Here is a 20,177-nt window from a genome sequence, read left to right on the forward strand (position 1 = left end):
ACTTGTTATATTAAATTCAGGTTATTTATTACCGTGTATCATCACAACACTCGCAAAAATAAGTTGATGAGTTCTGTAGATATAATAACAGAGATAATTACGATATGTTTAATTTGTTGATAAAACAAGCTGTTTTGTGAAATTGGAATATTCTATATGTATACTAAAAGATTAGAAGCGTCTGTAACGCATGATATTTTAGTCCAACTTGATAATCTTGGTTGGATTGTCGATGAAAAAGACCCAAAATGTAACGTATTTCAACAAAGAGTGAAACTTACAAAGCAAAAAGAATTACTTAACGGTAAAATGCCTGACTTTGTGCTATACAAGGAAGGAAGTAATGAACCAATAATAATAATTGAGGCAAAAAAACCGAATGAAAGTATACAATTAGCAATAAACCAAGCATTGAATTTGTATGCTAAACCACTAAATACGCCACTTATATTTGCTTATAATGGAAGTTATATTGAAACCCAATATTTGTATAATGGGCGTAATCTTAAAATTGATGGAGAAGATGTAAGGCAATTTGTAAATCATCATACGGCACTCAGATTTGTTAACGAAGGATCTGAAATACTATCTGCAGTAAATTTTATTCAGCATTCAAGAGACGAGCTTATTAAGATATTTAAAAGAGCAGCTAATTTACTAAGAGAGGATGGTCTACAAGCAGGTCTTGATAGATTTGGAGCATTTTCTGATATTTTGTTTTTAAAAATTCTTGATGAGATTTCTGTTCTAAAGATGTTGGGGGGTGAGGAGAATACATTAGATGAGTACCTTAGATGGAGTTCATTTTCTCAGAGAAAAGGAAACGAATTGTATCAATATGTGAAAGATGTTGTTTGGATTAAGATTAACAAGAAATATGGTGATATTTTTAGCGAAGCATTCCCTATTAATTCACCTGATATTTTTGAAGAAATTATTTGCGAACTTTCAAAACTTAACCTTACAGCTTCAGATAGTGATGTGAATGGTGATGCTTTTGAGTATTTTTTAAAAAATGCTTACCAAGGCATCAAAATTAAAGATTTAGGCGAATATTTTACACCTAGAAATATTGTAAGAACAATGATAAGTATGGTTAATCCTAAAATTGGCGAAACCATTTATGACCCTTTTTGTGGTACAGGAGGGTTTTTAATTGAAGCGTTTAGATATTTAAAAATCAGAACTTCATTTAACGATGAGATGCAAAATATTCTAAGAAAAAAAACAATTTACGGTTCTGAGATTACTGTAAATGCAAGAATTGCAAAAATGAATATGATTTTGTTCGGAGACGGACATAGTAATATCAAAAAACAAGATACCCTGTCTGATTATGTAAATCAAAAATATGATATTGTAATTACAAATCCACCATATTCGCAACAAACAAGGTTTGGGTATTTGTATCCAATTCAATCAAATAATGGTGACGCTATTTGTGCTTTACATTGCTTTGAAGCTTTAAAACTAGGTGGTAGAGGTTGTTTACTTGTAAAAGAAAACTTTCTTTCAGATGGGGGCGATGTTGGAAAGGTAAGAGAGTATATTTTTAATAATTCATCAAATGTTTCTATTGTTTCATTGCCAAGAAAGCTTTTTGAACCTTACACACCAACAAAAACAAGTATTGTGTATTTCGAGAAAAACAGAAAGATATCAAACACATTCTTTTTTGCAGTTAATGCGGTTGGTCATGAACTTGGTTCAAGAAAGAAGCCAATTAAGGACAATGATTTGCCAGCTGCACTTGATGCTTTCAACAATAAAAAGACTGTTTTAGAAATTGAATCTGCTATAATAGCATCAACTGAAATCGCCAAGAATGGTTATAGTTTGTGGATTTATGATTATTTTGATATTTTTGCTAATTTAAAAGGTGATATTATAAAACTTGGTAATTATATTGAGGAGATAACAGAAAAAACAGAGCCCTCTTTACAGCCAATTACAGATTTTAGAATTTTAGGTGTAAGTAATAGTATTGGTGTTTTTGACAATGAAATTTTAAAAGGTGAGGACATAAACCAAAAATACAAGCAGGTTCAAGCTGGAGATTTGGTATATAATCCGCATAGGATTAATGTGGGTTCTTTAGGTTTAGTCTTTGAGGATTTAAGCGGTGGTTATGTAAGTGGTATTTATACCGTCTTTAGAGTTTTAAAAAAATTCCAAGATATTCTACCATCCGAATATTTATTACATATTTTAAAGTCAAAATATTATTTAGCCATTATTGGCAAATACGATACAAAATATGGAGCTGTTAGAGCGAATTTAACTTATGAACAGCTTTGTAATATACAGATACCATTACTTAAAAAAAATGAAATGAAAGAATTTTTAGAAAAGATAAGTAAACTAAATAATATCACGGAAGAATTTCAGAAAATTAAAAATAATCTTAAAGAATCTATACATAAAATTTTACCTTAATTTTTACAACCTTATTAACCTAAAAGTTTCAGCATTATAAAAACTAACACAAAAATTTGTCCTGCAATAAGCCAATTGTTATGACTTAGAAAAAAGTTGATTATCGAGTAACAAATTACATACTATACTACAACTAAATATGTCTCTGGAGAAAGCATGCCATCAAATCAATTATATTTATTTCGAGATATGCGTTTTTTGCCTATCTTCATAGTACAATTTTGTGGTTGTATGAATGATAGTATACTAAAAAATGCTCTAATTATATTAATTACTTATAAACTATCTAGTCAATTGGTAGAATCAACCCAATTGCTTGTACTTGCTGCTAATACTATTTTTGTATTGCCTTTTGTTATATTTGCAAGTATTGCAGGGCAAGTGGCTGATAGATATGAGCGATCAACTTTAGTTAAAATCATTAAATTATTTGAACTATCCATAGTGCTTTTCGCTACTTATGGGTTTTTCAATAATAATTTAGTAATACTTTTTTTGTCTATATTTTTTATGGGTATACATTCAACATTTTTTGGACCAATCAAATACAGTGTTCTGCCAGATCATTTATACAAAAATGAACTATTGGGAGCTAATGGATTTGTTGAGGCAGGAACATTTATCTCTATTTTAGTTGGTACTATTATTGGAGGATACTACACTATAAGTGGCAATTTAATCATCACTATTCTGATAATAATTGCTATGGTTGGTGTTGTTGCTAGTTATTTTATGCCAAGATCGAATAATTCTAACTGTGAAATTAAAATAAATTTAAATTTATTTCGTGAAAGTATAGAAATGATTAAATATGCTAAAGCTAAAAAGCAAGTATATCTAGCAATTCTTGGTATATCTTGGTTTTGGTTTATCAGTGCAGCAATACTTGCCCAAATTCCATCTCTTGCTAAAGATACTTTTGGAGCGGATGAAAATGTTGCTAATTTGTTCCTTGCAACATTTTCAATTGGAGTAGGGGTTGGTTCTTTTTGGTGTAGTAAGATTTTTGGAAATGAAATTACCACGAAATATGTTTTTGTCTCGGCACTTGGTATCAGTATATTTGGTATTGATTTATTTTTTGCCAGTCGCATTAGTGCAGTTCATTATGAACCGGAACAGTTAAAGAGTATATTTGTCTTTTTATCTAAAAAGCATAATTGGCGGATCATTATCGATTTATTTTTTATAGCTGCTATTGCAGGGCTATATATTGTTCCACTTTTTGCAGTATTACAATATTTGAGTTCTTCAGCTCATCGTAGTAGAATAATTGCTATAAATAATTTTGTTAATGCTATATTTATGGCTGGCTCCACTGCAATATTGTCGTTGTTGTTCTATTGGGAATATTCGATACCATCCGTTATATTATTTATTAGTCTGCTCAACATAGTGGTAGCTTATTATATTTATCAATTAATTCCTGAAGTAAAAATAGTACCTTTTGCTGTTAACCGAGCTATTTTAAAATTTCTTTTTGATTGCATGTACAGAGTGGAAGTAAAAGGCATTGAAAATTTTTATAAAGCTGGTAAAAGATCAGTAGTTATCGCCAATCATATTTCATATCTTGATCCTGCCTTACTTGCAACTTATCTACCTGAAGAAATGACTTTTGCCATTAATACAACTATGGCTAAAGTGTGGTGGGTAAAACCATTCTTAACGATGGCAAAAACTTTACCAATTGATCCTTCTAATTCAATGGCTATAAAGAGCTTGATTAGGGAAGTACAAAAAGATAAAAAAGTTGCTATATTCCCTGAAGGAAGAATAAGTATTACTGGTTCCTTAATGAAGATATATGAAGGACCTGGCATGATTGCTGAGAAATCTGATGCGACAATTCTACCTGTAAGAATAGATGGTACACAATTTACTCATTTTTCTAAACTTAAGAATATATTAAAAACACGGATATTTCCTAAGGTTACTATTACTATTTTGCCACCAGTAAAATTTCCTTCTAAGCCGAATATAGATAATAGGGAAAAGCGTAAATATATAGGTCAGGCTCTTTATGATATCATGGCTGATATGATGTTTGAAAGCTCTGATTATCAGAATACTATATTTCAGTCTCTAATTGAGACAGCAAAAGCTTACGGTTTTAACAAAAAAATAATACAAGATATTGATGATAAATCTGTTACCTATCGCCAATTAATATTGGGATCTTTTACTTTAGCAAATTTAATAAAACAGGATACAGAAGTAGCTGACTATGTAGGTCTTATGCTACCTAATATGGTTGAAACTATGGTTACTTTTTATGCTATGCAAGCCTGCTGCCGTCGACCAGTTATGATTGACTATATGAGTGAGGTGAGCAATATAGTGGCTTCATGTAAAACAACGTCCGTTAAAATGGTATATACTTCAAAACAGTTTGTTGAAAAAGCTGGATTACAGGAAGTGGTAGCAAAAATCTTAGCAGCCAATATAAAAATTATTTACCTTGAAGATTTAACACAAAGAATTGATTTATATTTAAAAATTAAGGCTATTATTGCCAGCTTCTTCCCACAAAGTTATTACAACAATATATGTAGCAGTTATGATGATAATGATCCATCAGTTGTAGTATTTACTTCTGGTATTTCAGCAACAGCTAAAGCTGTAGTATTATCACATAGGAACTTGCAGGCTAATAGATGCCAACTTCTAGCTAAGGTACATTTTAGTCCTGATGATTCTGCCTTTATGGCTTTACCGCTTTTTCACTGTTTTGGTTTATCTGGAACAATAATGATGACACTCAATGCTATACCAGTGTTTCTTTACCCGTCTTCTCTGCATTATAGGAGTATTCCTGAGGTAATATACGATATCGGAGCGACAATTATGTTTGGTACGGATATATTTTTGCATGGTTATGCTGTCTATGCTCATCCTTACGATTTTTATTCTATAAGATACGTATTTGCCAGTAGTGAGAAACTGAGAAAAGACACAAGGGAATTATGGCTTGATAAGTTTGGTATAAGAATTTTTGAAGGATATGGTACGTCAGAAACATCTCCAATAATATCTTGTAATACCCCAATGCATTATCGTGCTGGAAGTGTAGGGCGTTTGATGCCTAAAATAGAATATTATATTAGACCAATTCACAATAGACCTCTTGCAGAATTTGTTTCTGCTGAGGAATTTAAAGAAACCACGGAGCTTCGAACCGTAGCGTACTCAAATGTAGGTGAAGAGCAGAGTACCGGTAGTACGAATAAATTACCAGCAGAAATAGAATTATGCGGGAGGTCTAGTGGAATAGAGGGGATAGGACAACTATTCATCAAAGGACCAAATATTATGCTTGGCTACATGCATTCTAATAATCCTGGAATTATCCATCCTACATCATCAGAAGAATTGGGTTTGGGATGGTATGATACTGGGGATATAGTAAAAATTGATGAGGATGGATATCTTACCGTATTAAGCCGTATTCAGCAGTTTAGTACAATACAAGAAGCAATTTCTCTGATATTAATAGAGGATTTAGCTAATATGATTGATGTCGATAGTAAGCATGTTGCTATTTGCCCTGATGATGATAATAAAGACAAACAGATTTTTCTATTGACCACAAGTCAGACCATAAATAGTGAAAAATTCATAGAAATAATGCATAAAAATTCAATAGACTCAAACCAAAAGAATATACCAGTTATTATCCCTGTTAAAGAAATACCAATTCTACCAATAGGTAAAGTAAATTATCGGCAAATAACTAAAATGCTTGAAAATTATAGAAAAGTAACTAAAATGCTGAAATAAGGTACATGAGTGTCATATATGGACGCCAATATACTATATAACTTGGACTAATAAACCATTTATAACAAACTAATCTATTTAATAGAAAAATATTATGCATAATGTTGTTGGTAAAGTATTATTAATTATTGTTGTTGTTCTTCTAGCATTATTTGCTTATAAAACTATGAAGACTCCTAGTGCTTCTACTACGGTTTCGATTAACACTCTCGATCAGCAAGTGTTAGACAGAAAAGAAGAAGTGGAAAAAACTGAACAAATTATAAAAGAATATTTATTAAATAATCCCGAAATAATCATTCAGGCAATAGAAGGTCTTCAGCAGCGTAAAATGCAAGAAATGGAAATAAAAACTGGCGAATATATAAAAGATAATAAATCTGAAATAGAAGATTCTCTTACATCTCCTGTACTTGGTAACCCGAATGGAGATGTAGTCATCGCTACTTTTTATGATTATAATTGTAGTTATTGTAGAAAAGGTCATAACTTTATTAACCAGTTAATCAAATTAGATACGGGGGTTAAAGTCGTTTTAAAACCGTTCCCGATTCTTGGTGATGCATCTAATTATGCTGCAACTATTGCTTTAGCTGTTTATAAAACCACTCCGAGTAAGTTTCAAGATATTCATAATGGTTTAATGGACTTAAAATCTATTACCAAAGAATCTGTAGAAAAATTGTTACTAGTAAATGATCTAAATCCTGAAGTAATTGCGGAAGAAATCAATAAAGATGAAATAAAAAATCTCATCGACAAAAATGTTAAGTTAGCAAAGGGTTTAAAAATACAGGGAGTACCTGCTTATATTATTAATGGTAAATTAATAGCAGGAATGGTAGATCTAGACCAATTGCAGACGATAGTTGCTGATATACGAAGTCAAAATAAGTAGTTTTGCTGTTATCCGAGCTACGGTGCATGGAGACTTTGCCTAAAAATACCAATGTAAGTAATGGTACTACAAGACCAAAAACGATATCGACAACGCAATTCTTCAAAGTAGCACCACTACGCATTATGTAAAAACAAACTATTATAAGCAGTTTGTTAGGAGCTAACACTTGATAAGTGCTATCAAGTTCATAATGGAAGAAGCAAAAATGCTCAAAAATCAATATGTTAGATAGTTGTTTCCTAGAAGAGTATACACCTAATAACTCAAAATCAACATATCTCGATCTATTCTGAAACCTTTAAAACGCTCTAATAACGACATGCCTAGTAACGATACGTCAAGACCGCCAGTACCTATGTGAGCTTCAACATTTCTAAAAAAAGCTCCTCTACCAATCTCAACACTATTTAATCTCACGGAAGCAGCCCTACTCGTACCATTAGCTGTAGAGTAAGTTCTGGTGTAATTTAGTTTTGATAAGTCAAATCCCAGCATTTTAGCATCGTTAGTAGTAAGGGCAACATCACTTGCTCCGGTATCAATCATAAACTTAATCTTTACCCCATTTACTAGTGCATTAATATAAAAATGCCCATCGCTACTACGACTAATCACTAATTCCCCTTGTTTATTGACCCAATTATATGATGGTATTAGTACGGATATGACTCTTTGAGCGGCGTAATTTAACTCAAACTTGAAAGCATAACTAGTAATTATAATTAAGAAAATTCCGCCCCAAGTTAATAATTGAATAGAGACTATTTTTATCCCCTTCTGACTAAGGGAATTATAAACGATACTGATAATAATCAAAATCGTTATGAAGCAAGATATACTATTCTGATTACTCCAAGAGAATTCAGGAAATTGGGCATCTACCAATTTACGTATCAAGAAGGTAATAACAGTACTAATACATAGAAGCATTGCTAATTTTACAAGACTTTTATTACTCACATTAAATCACCTATATTCTCTAAAAATAATCTTGCTCTATGAGATTTGGGTTTTTCAAAAAACTCTACTGCCGGCTGATCAGCTAAAACTTGTCCGTGATTCATAAAAATGATCCTATCCGCTATCGCTTTGGCAAATTTAATATGGTGAGTAACAACAATCATCGTCATTTGACTTTTTAATAAAGAGATAATTTCAATAATATCTTTAATATTTTCAGGATCTAAAGCTGAAGTAGGCTCGTCAAATAACATTATTTCTGGATTCATCATCAAGGCTCGGCAAATCGCCACTCTTTGTTTCTGTCCCCCAGATAAATTGACAGGAAAGGCGGTAATTCTTTGTCTTAAACCAAATTGTTCTAATAATTTCTCTGCCTTAGCAATGGCAGCCATTTGCTTCATTCCTAAAATATTAACAGGAGCATATATTAAATTATCTTGGACATTTAAGTGCGGAAAAAGATTAAACGCTTGAAAAACCATGCCAATTTTAAGACAAAGTTTCCTTTTATTTTTTTGCGTCAATTTTTTGTCATCGATTAACACATGCCCACTGGTGGGAACTTCTAAAGCATTGATAATTCGCAATAAAGTAGATTTACCACTACCAGAAGATCCTATAATCGCTATAGTTTCTTTTTTCTTGAACTCAAGACTAATATCTTTAACAGCATAGGTTTTGCCATAATTTCTTGAAACCTTATCGAGTATTATCATATACTCCTAATAATTTGAAAAGTTGATAGACCTACGTGAATTCGGGATGAGAATTAACTAATTTTTATCCCGAATTGGGGTAACTCAGGTTTGTTAAACTATAAATTTGTAACCATCATATAGAGGTTTTATATTACTTGGCAATATTTTTGATATCTCATGGTAATCAATAAAATGATTCATATTCGTTAATAATATTTGTTGAGGTTTATATTCATCGTTCCACTGTAAAATTTTATCTAATCCTGCATGGCAATCATTAGATTCATACGCCATACAGTCTAATATCCAAACATTGATATTTTTCAAGAATGGTTTAGATTCTGCCGGAAAAGCTAGCACATCACTAGAATATACAAAATCATCCATTCTAATACCTAAACTATCTATAGGACCATGATGTTGTCTGAAGAATTGTACATCTATGGTATTAATTTTAAATTTTGCAAAAAAATCTACCGGTCTTGCAATCAGTTTATCTGGAGCAAATAAATGTTGGTGACGATTCTCAATTTTCAATGCTGTGCTACTGTCAGAAAAAATTTCTAGTGGTATTTTTTGGAAAAATGGAAATACACGTAACTCATCAATACCGTTAACATGATCTGCATGATAATGGGTTAATATAGCACCATCCAATTTTTTAATCTTTTCTCGCATTAATTGATTCTTGATATCAAAACCAAAATCAACAAGAATTTGACTATTACCATCATCGATGTATATTGATGATCTAGTTCTTTTATTGTAACTTGAAGTAGAAGTGCATATATTGCAATCACAATTAATTATCGGCATACCAAGTGATGAGCCACATCCTAGCACTGTTATTTGTAGCATATACTTAAACCAAACAAAATTGAAATTGAAAATGTTTGAACTTTTATATAATTTCCATGGTCTTAATCAAGAGATATTCTTGTGGATCAATAGAATTACTAACCATTTTAGCATAATAGCTTATATTCTACAAATTATCTCTTATTGTTTTAATATTACCAACTTTGCTATCGTTTATTTTATATATTGTGGATATTTCTATATCCAGTTAAAAAAGATTCAAGATTTTAATCAGCGTCAGATCAAATTTTGGTCTATATATAATAAAATGGTAATGATTGGTATAATTTATGCTATATTCGGTTGTACTTATGCTCTATTTAAGTTTTCGGTTAATATACCTAGACCATTTTGCTCATTACCTCTTAATAGTTTTGTAACAATTGCTAATGTTGAAGTTGAAAGATGTTTATCCAGTTTTCCAAGCAGTCACTCCGGATTAGCATTAATGGTATCTTACTGTATTTGGCCATATATAACAATGTGGCAAAAAATTATAGCCTTTTTGATTGTTTTATTAGTGGCAGTCTCACGTATTACTCTTGCTATGCACTATCCAGCTGATATTATTTATAGTTTCCTTATCACCATAATGATTATAGTGGTTAGTAAAATGATTTTTAAAATTTTTACCAACAATTTAATAAAATGGTTTGGTGAAAGGATTCTTTCTCTATTATATCATAATTTTCTAGACCACTAATATAATTAGTGATTTTTATTTTGAATAAATTTCACTTATGTTTTATAGTAGTAAGATACTAAAAAACTCTTATATAGCTTCAAATTTATGCAAAATATGGAAATTATTGAGACTATCTCTACATCCGTATCATGTTTTGGCAAAGAACCACCTTTTGATCATCCAAGAATTTATTTGGAGATTGATTCAACCAAAGGCTCTATTGTGTGTCCTTATTGTAGTAAAACATTTGTGTTAGTAAGTAATGAAGATAAAACTCCTGTCAGATAGTACTATAAACCGCATCGCTGCTGGGGAAGTAATTGAACGACCAGCTTCGGTAGTAAAAGAATTAGTTGAGAATGCTATTGATGCAGCTAGCACTAAGATAGATATAAGCTTACAGCAAGCAGGGAAAAATCTTATTATTATTTCTGATGACGGAATAGGCATGTCTGAAGAAGAGCTAAAAATTGCTGTAGAACGTCATACTACTTCTAAACTTGATGAATCAGATTTACAAAATATTCACACTTTTGGTTTTCGTGGAGAGGCATTACCTTCAATAGGTTCTGTAAGTAAGATGTTGATTACTTCAAAGGCACGTGGGGCTGATAGGGCTTATCATATACAACTTAGCGGTGGGCATAATAAAGAGATTAAACCTACCATTTATAACGAGGGTACTAAGATTGAAATACGTGATTTATTCTTTGCTACCCCTGCAAGACTAAAATTTTTAAGATCTGATAAAACTGAATTAGCAGCTTCGGTTGATGTAATCAAGAAAATTGCATTAGCTCATCCTAAAATCAGCATTAATTTATCTCATGATGGAAAAAATATCATAAAAGTAAAAGGTCAAGATGGAAATTTTGATGATCTGTTAAAGCAAAGAATAATTGACATATTGGGTTATGATTTTATTGAAAATTCTGTCCATATTAATCTACAAAGACCGGAAATATCAGTATATGGCTTTACCAGCATTCCTACCTTTAATAGAGCTTCTGCTGAGGATCAGTTTTTATTTGTTAATAATAGACCCGTTAAGGATAAATTACTACAAATCGCTCTAAGACTAGCTTATCAGGATTATTTAGCTCGGGATAGACATCCAGTTTCAGTTTTGTTTCTACAGATAGATCCCCACATGGTCGACGTTAATGTACATCCTGCCAAAACAGAAGTAAGGTTTCATGATCCGGGTACTATACGGGGATTACTAATAAGCTCTATCAAAGATGCCCTTGCCACTAGAAGTCATATGGTGTCAACGAATGTTGCCACAACTGCCTTAGGTCTTTTTCGAAATACTACTACTAACTTTGTTAAAACAAATAAGGCATTTCAAAAGAACCCTGCCTCTTCTTCTGACAAAGTATATCCAAATGGTTTAAGTATATCTGATAATATCAGTACTTATAAGGCTCAAAATTTAACCATCCCTAGGCACAATGATAGTTCTAATGTTCAGCAACAATTAATAAAGACAGACCCACATGCTAAAGTAGAAGTGCTAGAGGATGATATCCTAGACCTAGATTGTAATAATAAACCTCTTGCAAAATTCACTTCTACTAGGGAATCTGCAGGAGGATTGAAACCTCATCCTTCAAGCAGTATGGCAAATTCCGTTATGGATTCGAGTCTAGCACCATTGCCTAAATTACCAGCAGAAGTAGAGTTATGCAAAAAACCTAATGTTGCACTAGGAGCAGCAAGAGCCCAACTGCACGGCACTTATATAATATCACAAACAGCAGATAGTATTATTATCGTAGATCAACATGCAGCACATGAGCGTTTGGGATACGAGAAAATTAAGCAAATGATAAGTAACAATGGCTTAATTAAGCAACGATTACTCATGCCTGAGATAGTAGAATTACCGGATGTCAAAAGAGCTGATTTATTGTATAATAAAAAGGATGATCTTTCTAAATTAGGTTTAAGCCTAGAAAAATTTGGCGAGCGATCTATCATTGTATCAGAGACTCCAAGCTTACTTGGAAATACCGATATAAACCGACTTACCCAAGACTTGGCAGATAATTTATCTGATCTTGGTGAAAATATTTCCTTGATTCAATTGATTGAACATGTTACAGAAACCTATGCATGTCATTATGCTATCAGAGCAGGTCGTAAATTATCTTCTGAAGAAATGAATGAATTATTAAGACAAATGGAAAAAACCCCATTTTCTGGTCAGTGTAATCATGGTAGACCAACTTACATCGAACTCAAACTCAAAGATATTGAGCGATTATTTGGACGTAGGTAACCTGAGGTTAGGTAGGTTTTAAACTGTATAAAAAAATAATATAATGTCTAACTATAATAATATATTTGATAATCACATAACTAGAATTAAACAAGAAGGCAGATATCGTGAATTTGTTCCTGTTCAAAGGCAGGCAGATAACTTTCCGTCTGCTTGGCATGGTGATAAAGAAATTGTTATGTGGTGTATCAATGATTATCTTGGTATGAGTAAGCATCCAGATGTTACCAAAGCTGCTCTAGAGGCTACAACCAAATATGGAATTGGTTCTGGTGGCACAAGAAATATAGGCGGCAATAATAGCTGCATAATAGAATTAGAGCAAGAACTAGCAACCCTACATAATAAAGAATCAGCTTTAGTATTTACGTCCGGTTATGTTGCCAATGATACTACCCTTGCAACACTGGCAAAAATAATGCCTAATATAGTTTTTTTCTCAGATGAATTAAATCACGCTTCTATTATTTCCGGTATCTGTAACTCAAAAGCTGAAAAACATATTTATCGACATATTGATATTCAACATCTTGAAGAATTACTCAAAGGAGTGGATATTAATAGACCAAAGATTATTGTTTTTGAGTCAGCTTATTCTATGGATGGATTATTTTCTCCCATAGAAAAAATAGTGAACTTAGCTAAAAAATATAATGCTTTAACCTTTATTGATGAAGTACATACAGTGGGTCTATACGGCAAGCATGGTGCTGGCATTGCCGATCTTCAGGGTTGTGCTGATAAAATTGATATGATCCAAGGAACGCTTGGTAAGGCTTATGGCACTATTGGTGGTTATGTTGCAGCCAATCGTCAAATTATCGATTCTATAAGGCTTACTGCACCAGGTTTTATATTCACCACCTCTCTACCCCCAGTTATTGCTTCAGCAGCAACTGCCAGTGTTCGTCATTTAAAAAATTATAATATAGAGAGGGAAACTTACCAAAAGGTAATAGCCAAGGTAAAAGAATCTTTTGATAAAGCTAAAGTGAATTATTTTAAAAATGATAGCCATATTATACCAATAATTATTGGCGATCCAATTAAAGCCAAACAAGCCTCTAATATGTTGCTAGATAACTATAATATTTATGTTCAGCATATTAACTTCCCAACAGTACCACGTGGCACAGAACGTTTAAGAATCATCCCAACACCTAACCATACCGACCAAATGATTCATGACCTCACCACAGCCCTTGTTGAAATTTTTAGTACTCTCGATATATCACCATCAATCAATTCTTACTCTATAATAAAATTACCTTTACACCCTGCAGCGTAGCATAATTGCAATCAGTAGTTAATGTACATAGTAGCATTAACTACCAAAGATGCCATTCCTACTTGTCACTATGTCATCAACCATGATTTTAATAGCAGGTGTAGCAATAATAATTCTTCTTACTAATACATTTGCTTCGATCGATTTCTAAAGAAAATAATGTATAATTAAAATTATAGGAGAAAAGCTTATGGGTATTAAGGCTTCAAGGGTACAAAACAATAACAAAAATAGTACCACTGCGATGGTGCAAATTTCACCTTCTACTCCTCGCAATGACGTTGAAGAATTTTGTGTGTATTTACCTGCCCATTAACTTAGCAATAGTTTTATTAGCTTCTTCTAGCTCCTGTTTAGTATTTACTCCAAGCACTATGTCGTGGTCTGAAGATAGCAAATATGATACTTTTTCTCCGCTATCCTTAGCTATTTTTACAAGGGCGGTCAAATATAACTCTTTTGATCTATCAACCTTACCTAAAAAAATAGTAGGTAGATATTTTTTTAATATACCAGCTTCAAAAGCCATAATACCAGAATTACAAATTGTTATAGCTTGTTCTTCACTCGTTGCCTCTTTAAATTCCACAATTTTTAAGAAATATCCTAGTTCATCAGTAACTATTCGTCCATATTGCCCCGGGTTATCACGTCTAAAGCATAACGTTGTAATGGCGGAATTTGTAGAAATTAGGTGGTCTAATAAATCGTTAATAATATTTGCGGTGATTAAAGGATTATCTCCGTAAAGCACTGCTACAATTTTATTGTCATCAACTAAGTCTAAAGCAGTATATACCGCATGAGCAGTACCAAGAGGTTCTAGCTGTAATGCAAATTTACAAACCTCCTTATAAGAAGAGGTATATTCTTCTAATTGCAATGAACGAACTAAAATGATATCGTTAGTCACTTTGTTAGCATTTGTTATCACCCTATCAAGCATAGGTCTACCACCAACTTCGTGCATTACTTTTGGTAACGAAGATTCCATTCTTCTCCCATTACCGGCAGCTAAAACAATAATTTGGCAATCCATATTAAATGTCCTTCATAGCTTGATAAATTGCATCAGATAATTCATAATTACCAAAAACTTTTTGTACGTCATCGCTTTCTTCTAAAATATCCACTAATTTTAATAGCTTCTCTGCTTTATCATTATCTTCTATAATTATGGTATTTTTAGGCACCCAACCTACGTAAGATTCTTCAGGATGTCCATATTTATTGGTCAGAAAATCAACAGCTTGCATAAAGTTCTCAATATCCGTGTAGATTAAATATGTATCTTCTTCAGAAATCACATCTTTTGCCCCAGCCTCTAGGCTACTGTCAAACATAGCTTCTGTTGTTGCTAAATTTGCCGGATATTGTATTACTCCAAGATGATCAAACATATAACTGCTACTTCCAGTTTCACCTAAATTACCACCAAATTTGCTAAAAGCTGCTCTAATTTCCGCAGCCGTACGATTTTTATTATCAGTTAAAGCCTCTATTATTATCGCAATCCCACCAGGAGCAAAGCCTTCATATCTAATCTCTGCATAATTTTCGTTATTATTCGAATCACTTGCTGCACTTATTGCCTTATCTATTCGATCCTTTGGCAAATTTTGACTACGAGCTGCCGCTATACTACTCCGCAGCCGTGGATTATTGCTTATATCAGCCCCTAATTTAGCAGCAGTAATAATTTCTCTAACTAACTTAGTAAAAATTTTTGCCCTTTTTTTATCTTGTGCACCTTTTCGATGCTGAATATTTTTAAATTTTGAATGACCAGCCATATTGTAATCTTAAATCATTTTAAAAAATCTACTCATTATAGCTAAACTAACGCCTCTTCGCAATGACGGAGCAACGCTAATCAGGTTAGCTATAGTAGCCGAATCGTACCAAAAGGCTGCTTAAAGTCAATAATAAATTCTTCAAATTATAGAAGTAATTCTTGAAACCCATCTTTGATCGAATAAGTATGCACATTAGTAGCACCAGCATATTGTGTTAATAACCTTGTCATTTCATGCATTTGTTCTTGTAACAACTGATTTCCATCAAAACTAAAAATTATTGTAATAAGATCAGTTGTTGAGTCCTGAATTAAGACCTTACTTGAATCAGATGTAGGGCTGCCAAATGGTCCATCCTGATCACATAACACGGGTAAATGCTCAAGATTAATTGCCCTCTTTGTAGTACCAATATAAGTTTCCCCTAGTTTTCCTGGTCGAAATTCAATATCTCCTGATAACTTAGATAAATCATAAGATCCTACAGACCGTAATGAAGTAATAGAAATATAATTATTTATGTCTACAACCGTATTAATTTGATATAATCCCTTATCTGAAAGAATTCTTTTTAATAAAGCTTCATTAGAGCCCGGGTAACTAGAAACTTTTACCCCTAAGTTCTTGTAAGCATCGCGTAAAGCTTTAATAGGAATTAGTTCACTAATTGTTTTAGGAGCATGTTTTTTTTGACTTTTGCCACTATCTTGCAACAAATCCCATAAGCTTTGGTTTAATGAACTTACTTGCACCTTTGCTGTAACAACCCCTAATACTAGAACCCCTCCTGAGGCTTCTATCAATTCTTTGCTGATACTTATTCGTCTGTTAAACTCTCGTACCACACTTTTCATAATTGAATCTCCAATAATTTAATAATAAATTCTTCAAATTTTTTTACCATCCCATATTTTTTACTTTAATAAAACTACATATCATCTTATTATTGTCTAACTATAGCATATGGAGTTAAGCCCACTAAGTATTATTTATGAAAAAATTTATAATTTTATATCTGTTATTTGCTCACGATTGCTTAGCCTCAGAACCTCAGGCGTGGCAAATGTTGTTACAAACTCCAGCAAGCCCTCTTATGGAAGAGCTTCACGGGTTTCACAATTTCCTACTGTTAATATCAGGAGGAATAGTTGTCTTTATTACCATTCTACTAGTCTATGTTTGTATTAGATTTAATGCAAAAGCCAACCCTATTCCAGCAAAATTCTCTCATAATATCTTAATTGAAGTTATTTGGACGATAATCCCTATAATAATTTTAGTTATTATTGCTATACCATCATTTCGTATTTTACGGTTTGCCGAAAAAATCCCTGAGATAGACATGACGGTTAAAGTTGTAGGATATCAATGGTATTGGCACTATATCTACCCTGATCATGAGAATATTGAATTTGATAGTTATTTAATTACTGATGAAAACTTAAAACCTGGTCAAAAAAGATTATTAGAAGTTGATAACCGTATTATCATACCAGAAAATACTACGGTAAAATTTCTAATTACGGCAGGAGACGTCATACATAGTTTTGCAGTACCAGCACTGGGCATAAAGATGGATGCCGTTCCTGGAAGAATCAATGAAACTTGGACTAAAATTAGCAAAAAAGGCGTGTATTATGGTCAGTGTTCAGAGCTTTGTGGTATTAACCATGCTTTTATGCCGATTGCCATTGAAGTGGTAAGCAAGGAAGAATTTCAAAACTGGTTGATTATGGCAAAGTCAAAATTCTCTATGAATATGAAGACTAACAAAAAATTAGCCTTCAAATAAATTAAATAAAAGAGTTACTATGGTACATTTCAACAAGCATTATCCCCATCTTTACGCAAAACAGGTTAAAGAAACTATATTTTTAAAACATTTTATTCATAATCCTAACATAATGGTAGGTGATTATAGTTACTATCATGATAGCCACTATCCAGAACAGTTTGAACGTAATAATGTTATAGGTTGTCATCAGTGTAAATTAATTATCGGTAAGTTTTGTGCTATTGCCAAAGGAACTACCTTCATCATGGATGATGTAAACCATCTCATGGATGGTTTTTCTACTTATCCATTTTTTATTTTTGAAGGTTGGAATAATTATACTCCAACTTGCAACAAAGCTAGAAGTACAATAGTTGGTAATGATGTGTGGTTTGGTACGAATTCAGTCATTATGCCAGGAGTAACAATAGGAGACGGAGCAATTATCGGAGCATATGCAGTGGTCACCAAGGATGTACCACCCTATTCTATAGCTGTAGGTAATCCTAGTAGAATTATTAGAAAAAGATTCTCAGAAGACATAGTAGACAAATTAGCACAAATAAAATGGTGGGACTGGGATTATGATAAAATTACTAGAAATATCGAAGTCATAGTAGGTGCAGATATTGATCAACTTAAAGAATGTAAATAGTAACCATTATGACACTTAAAGATAAAGCCTCTATTAGACCTCTTGCAGAAGTAATATCTGATCATCACGAAACCCCTACGGGTTTACAAAGATGGATTTTTTCTACTAATCACAAAGATATTGGCGTAATGTATATTATATTCGCCATATTTGCTGGGCTTGTTGGTGGATTATTTTCTGTTATTTTTAGGTTAGAACTAGCAGTACCCGGCGGGCATCTACTAGGTGGTAATTATCAGCTATACAATGTATTAATTACCGCTCATGCTATAATTATGGTATTTTTCATGATTATGCCAGCTTTATTTGGTGGATTTGGTAATTACTTTGTACCAATTTTAATAGGTGCCCCGGATATGGCTTTTCCTAGGCTAAATAATATAAGTTTTTGGCTACTTGTCCCTGCTTTTATATTATTAATGCTGTCAGGTTTGGTTGATGGAGGAGCTGGTACTGGCTGGACGCTTTATCCTCCTCTAAGTAGTCTAGTAGGGCATCCTGGGGCTGCTGTCGATATGGCTATTTTAAGCTTACATCTTACAGGGCTTTCCTCCATTCTTGGTTCAATTAATATGATTGTCACTATCTTTAATATGAGAACTGATGGTATGGGGTTATTTGAAATGCCCTTATTTGTTTGGTCAATTTTGGTTACTGCCTTCTTGCTGATACTAGCAATTCCTGTGTTAGGGGGTGCAATAACCATGTTACTGACTGATCGAAATTTTGGTACTACTTTTTTCAAGCCTGATGGTGGCGGAGATCCAGTGTTATTTCAGCATTTATTTTGGTTTTTTGGTCATCCAGAAGTATATATCGTAGTATTACCGGGATTTGGTATAGTCAGTCAGGTCATCTCTACTTTCTCCCGTAAGCCAATATTCGGTTATTTTGGTATGGTGGTAGCTATGGTAATTATAGGATTTGTTGGCTTTATAGTTTGGGCTCACCATATGTTTACTGTTGGTCTCTCGTACAATGCATTAATATATTTTACTGCTGGTACTATGATTATAGCTGTACCTACTGGTATCAAAATCTTTAGCTGGATTGCCACAATGTGGGGAGGATCAATTACTTTTGAAACGCCTATGTTGTTTTCCATAGGGTTTATCTTGCTATTTACTATTGGCGGAGTTACCGGCATAATATTATCAAATTCAGCAATCGACAGAATTTTACATGATACATATTATGTTGTAGCACATTTCCATTACACCATGTCGCTAGGGGCTTTATTTACCGCATTTGCTGGGTTCTATTATTGGTTTGGTAAAATGTCAGGGCGGCAATATCCTGAAATGATGGGTAAAATTCATTTTTGGATTACCTTTATCGGCGTTAATTTGACATTCTTTCCTCAGCATTTTCTAGGATTAGCGGGTATGCCAAGAAGAATACCGGATTATCCGGATGCGTTTGCCGGCTGGAATATGGTTTCATCTATCGGAGCAGTTATTTCCTTTATTGCAGCTCTTTATTTTGTATTTATTGTTATTTATACTATGAAATATGGCAAAAAATGCCCAAATAATCCTTGGGGTGATGGGGCTGATACCCTTGAATGGTCAGTATCATCTCCACCACCATTTCATACTTTTGAAACATCACATGAAAGGAAACTAATTTTATGAATGGATATATCTATTGTGGCTTTTGGCGAAGATCTATTGCTGTAGTTTTGGATCGAATTTTCTTAATTATTTTTCTTCTAATTTGTATTATTATGATACTACTAAGTAACCTTCCACTAGCCGATACACTATCCGATTCTTTCATTTCGACATTAATAATACTATCATTAACAATATTATATGATCCAATATTTGAGTCATCTTCAATGCAAGCAACTCTTGGTTGCTATATTTTAGGTATGAAGATCATAAACGAGGATGGTACTCGAATAAGCTTTTTAAAATCGTTGATTAGATTTATTATATTAGCACTAATAAGTAGTACTGTAATATTGGGGATTATAAGTATTATCTGCATGATATGTACTAATGAGAAAAAGTTTCTACATGACATAATTTGTGGTACTCGCATGGTAAAGCGATAA

At 32.8% G+C, this 20,177-nt stretch carries 17 protein-coding genes and 1 pseudogene; 12 read left to right on the forward strand and 6 right to left on the reverse strand.

The window, feature by feature from the left end; genetic code table 11:
* The first annotated feature begins 156 nt into the window (after positions 1-156).
* From AAGD36_RS06450 to AAGD36_RS06460, 3 genes are all read left to right on the forward strand, one after another.
* Positions 157-2,436, forward strand: a complete 2,280-nt coding sequence (locus tag AAGD36_RS06450; RefSeq protein WP_341755365.1) for an N-6 DNA methylase — start codon at positions 157-159, stop codon at positions 2,434-2,436.
* 156 nt (positions 2,437-2,592) lie between these two features.
* Positions 2,593-6,216: an acyl-[ACP]--phospholipid O-acyltransferase gene (locus AAGD36_RS06455; protein WP_410521234.1), complete on the forward strand. Its 3,624-nt coding sequence runs from the start codon at positions 2,593-2,595 to the stop codon at positions 6,214-6,216.
* A gap of 94 nt (positions 6,217-6,310) precedes the next feature.
* Positions 6,311-7,114 (forward strand): DsbA family protein, encoded by an 804-nt coding sequence (locus AAGD36_RS06460; protein ID WP_341748067.1) that lies wholly within the window; start codon positions 6,311-6,313, stop codon positions 7,112-7,114.
* Positions 7,115-7,372: 258 nt separating this feature from the next.
* Here the strand turns inward: AAGD36_RS06460 and AAGD36_RS06465 are convergent, their stop codons facing one another.
* The 3 genes from AAGD36_RS06465 to AAGD36_RS06475 all read right to left on the reverse strand — a co-directional run bounded on the left by AAGD36_RS06465 (position 7,373) and on the right by AAGD36_RS06475 (position 9,636).
* Positions 7,373-8,047: a TIGR02281 family clan AA aspartic protease gene (locus tag AAGD36_RS06465; protein ID WP_341756028.1), complete on the reverse strand. Its 675-nt coding sequence runs from the start codon at positions 8,045-8,047 to the stop codon at positions 7,373-7,375.
* A gap of 26 nt (positions 8,048-8,073) precedes the next feature.
* Positions 8,074-8,796 carry an amino acid ABC transporter ATP-binding protein gene (locus tag AAGD36_RS06470; protein WP_341751450.1) on the reverse strand — a complete coding sequence of 241 codons (723 nt, stop codon included), beginning with the start codon at positions 8,794-8,796 and terminating at the stop codon, positions 8,074-8,076.
* Between the two features lie 93 nt (positions 8,797-8,889).
* The gene (locus AAGD36_RS06475) at positions 8,890-9,636 is read right to left on the reverse strand and encodes an MBL fold metallo-hydrolase (RefSeq protein WP_341755366.1); all 747 of its coding nucleotides are present in this window, start codon (positions 9,634-9,636) and stop codon (positions 8,890-8,892) included.
* Positions 9,637-9,667: 31 nt separating this feature from the next.
* Between AAGD36_RS06475 and AAGD36_RS06480 the strand changes: the two genes are divergently transcribed.
* The 5 genes from AAGD36_RS06480 to AAGD36_RS06500 all read left to right on the forward strand — a co-directional run bounded on the left by AAGD36_RS06480 (position 9,668) and on the right by AAGD36_RS06500 (position 14,209).
* Positions 9,668-10,339 (forward strand): phosphatase PAP2 family protein, encoded by a 672-nt coding sequence (locus tag AAGD36_RS06480; protein ID WP_341755367.1) that lies wholly within the window; start codon positions 9,668-9,670, stop codon positions 10,337-10,339.
* Positions 10,340-10,435: 96 nt separating this feature from the next.
* The gene (locus tag AAGD36_RS06485; RefSeq protein ID WP_341748418.1) at positions 10,436-10,609 is read left to right on the forward strand and encodes a zinc-finger domain-containing protein; all 174 of its coding nucleotides are present in this window, start codon (positions 10,436-10,438) and stop codon (positions 10,607-10,609) included.
* On the forward strand, positions 10,584-12,605 hold the full coding sequence (mutL, locus tag AAGD36_RS06490) for a DNA mismatch repair endonuclease MutL (RefSeq protein ID WP_341755368.1): 2,022 nt from the start codon (positions 10,584-10,586) through the stop codon (positions 12,603-12,605). The genes AAGD36_RS06485 and mutL overlap by 26 nt, the downstream gene beginning before the upstream one ends.
* Positions 12,606-12,648: 43 nt before the next feature.
* Entirely contained in the window at positions 12,649-13,893 is a 1,245-nt protein-coding gene (gene hemA, locus AAGD36_RS06495; protein WP_341751454.1) for a 5-aminolevulinate synthase, read from the forward strand.
* Positions 13,894-14,083: 190 nt separating this feature from the next.
* Positions 14,084-14,209 carry a hypothetical protein gene (locus AAGD36_RS06500; RefSeq protein WP_341755369.1) on the forward strand — a complete coding sequence of 42 codons (126 nt, stop codon included), beginning with the start codon at positions 14,084-14,086 and terminating at the stop codon, positions 14,207-14,209.
* On the opposite strand, the gene AAGD36_RS06505 is transcribed toward AAGD36_RS06500, so the two are convergent.
* From AAGD36_RS06505 to AAGD36_RS06515, 3 genes are all read right to left on the reverse strand, one after another.
* The gene (locus AAGD36_RS06505; protein ID WP_341755370.1) at positions 14,195-14,932 is read right to left on the reverse strand and encodes a sugar phosphate nucleotidyltransferase; all 738 of its coding nucleotides are present in this window, start codon (positions 14,930-14,932) and stop codon (positions 14,195-14,197) included. The two genes, AAGD36_RS06500 and AAGD36_RS06505, sit on opposite strands and share 15 nt — an antisense overlap.
* 1 nt (position 14,933) lies before the next feature.
* On the reverse strand, positions 14,934-15,686 hold the full coding sequence (locus tag AAGD36_RS06510) for a YebC/PmpR family DNA-binding transcriptional regulator (protein ID WP_341755371.1): 753 nt from the start codon (positions 15,684-15,686) through the stop codon (positions 14,934-14,936).
* Positions 15,687-15,832: 146 nt separating this feature from the next.
* A complete protein-coding gene (locus AAGD36_RS06515; protein ID WP_341755372.1) occupies positions 15,833-16,543 on the reverse strand; it encodes a B3/4 domain-containing protein in 711 nt (236 codons plus the stop codon).
* A 179-nt stretch (positions 16,544-16,722) separates the two neighbouring features.
* Here AAGD36_RS06515 and coxB point away from each other — a divergent pair.
* From coxB to AAGD36_RS06535, 4 genes and pseudogenes are all read left to right on the forward strand, one after another.
* Positions 16,723-17,481: pseudogene (gene coxB / locus AAGD36_RS06520) on the forward strand (cytochrome c oxidase subunit II); the annotation flags it as partial.
* Between the two features lie 19 nt (positions 17,482-17,500).
* Positions 17,501-18,118: a CatB-related O-acetyltransferase gene (locus AAGD36_RS06525; protein ID WP_341751460.1), complete on the forward strand. Its 618-nt coding sequence runs from the start codon at positions 17,501-17,503 to the stop codon at positions 18,116-18,118.
* Between the two features lie 8 nt (positions 18,119-18,126).
* On the forward strand, positions 18,127-19,752 hold the full coding sequence (gene ctaD / locus AAGD36_RS06530) for a cytochrome c oxidase subunit I (protein WP_341755373.1): 1,626 nt from the start codon (positions 18,127-18,129) through the stop codon (positions 19,750-19,752).
* On the forward strand, positions 19,749-20,177 hold the full coding sequence (locus AAGD36_RS06535) for an RDD family protein (protein WP_341755374.1): 429 nt from the start codon (positions 19,749-19,751) through the stop codon (positions 20,175-20,177). The genes ctaD and AAGD36_RS06535 overlap by 4 nt, the downstream gene beginning before the upstream one ends.

Source organism: Candidatus Tisiphia endosymbiont of Ptychoptera albimana (assembly GCF_964026605.1).
Classification (GTDB): domain Bacteria; phylum Pseudomonadota; class Alphaproteobacteria; order Rickettsiales; family Rickettsiaceae; genus Tisiphia.

Coding starts and splice junctions, on each gene's coding strand:
- AAGD36_RS06525 (WP_341751460.1), top strand. CDS start 17,501: ATGGTACATTTCAACAAGCATTATCCCCATCTTTACGCAAAACAGGTT.
- AAGD36_RS06460 (WP_341748067.1), top strand. CDS start 6,311: ATGCATAATGTTGTTGGTAAAGTATTATTAATTATTGTTGTTGTTCTT.
- AAGD36_RS06500 (WP_341755369.1), top strand. CDS start 14,084: ATGGGTATTAAGGCTTCAAGGGTACAAAACAATAACAAAAATAGTACC.
- AAGD36_RS06535 (WP_341755374.1), top strand. CDS start 19,749: ATGAATGGATATATCTATTGTGGCTTTTGGCGAAGATCTATTGCTGTA.
- AAGD36_RS06475 (WP_341755366.1), bottom strand. CDS start 9,636: ATGCTACAAATAACAGTGCTAGGATGTGGCTCATCACTTGGTATGCCG.
- mutL (WP_341755368.1), top strand. CDS start 10,584: ATGAAGATAAAACTCCTGTCAGATAGTACTATAAACCGCATCGCTGCT.
- AAGD36_RS06515 (WP_341755372.1), bottom strand. CDS start 16,543: ATGAAAAGTGTGGTACGAGAGTTTAACAGACGAATAAGTATCAGCAAA.
- AAGD36_RS06455 (WP_410521234.1), top strand. CDS start 2,593: ATGCCATCAAATCAATTATATTTATTTCGAGATATGCGTTTTTTGCCT.
- AAGD36_RS06510 (WP_341755371.1), bottom strand. CDS start 15,686: ATGGCTGGTCATTCAAAATTTAAAAATATTCAGCATCGAAAAGGTGCA.
- hemA (WP_341751454.1), top strand. CDS start 12,649: ATGTCTAACTATAATAATATATTTGATAATCACATAACTAGAATTAAA.
- AAGD36_RS06450 (WP_341755365.1), top strand. CDS start 157: ATGTATACTAAAAGATTAGAAGCGTCTGTAACGCATGATATTTTAGTC.
- AAGD36_RS06470 (WP_341751450.1), bottom strand. CDS start 8,796: ATGATAATACTCGATAAGGTTTCAAGAAATTATGGCAAAACCTATGCT.
- AAGD36_RS06480 (WP_341755367.1), top strand. CDS start 9,668: ATGTTTGAACTTTTATATAATTTCCATGGTCTTAATCAAGAGATATTC.
- ctaD (WP_341755373.1), top strand. CDS start 18,127: ATGACACTTAAAGATAAAGCCTCTATTAGACCTCTTGCAGAAGTAATA.
- AAGD36_RS06505 (WP_341755370.1), bottom strand. CDS start 14,932: ATGGATTGCCAAATTATTGTTTTAGCTGCCGGTAATGGGAGAAGAATG.
- AAGD36_RS06485 (WP_341748418.1), top strand. CDS start 10,436: ATGGAAATTATTGAGACTATCTCTACATCCGTATCATGTTTTGGCAAA.
- AAGD36_RS06465 (WP_341756028.1), bottom strand. CDS start 8,047: ATGCTTCTATGTATTAGTACTGTTATTACCTTCTTGATACGTAAATTG.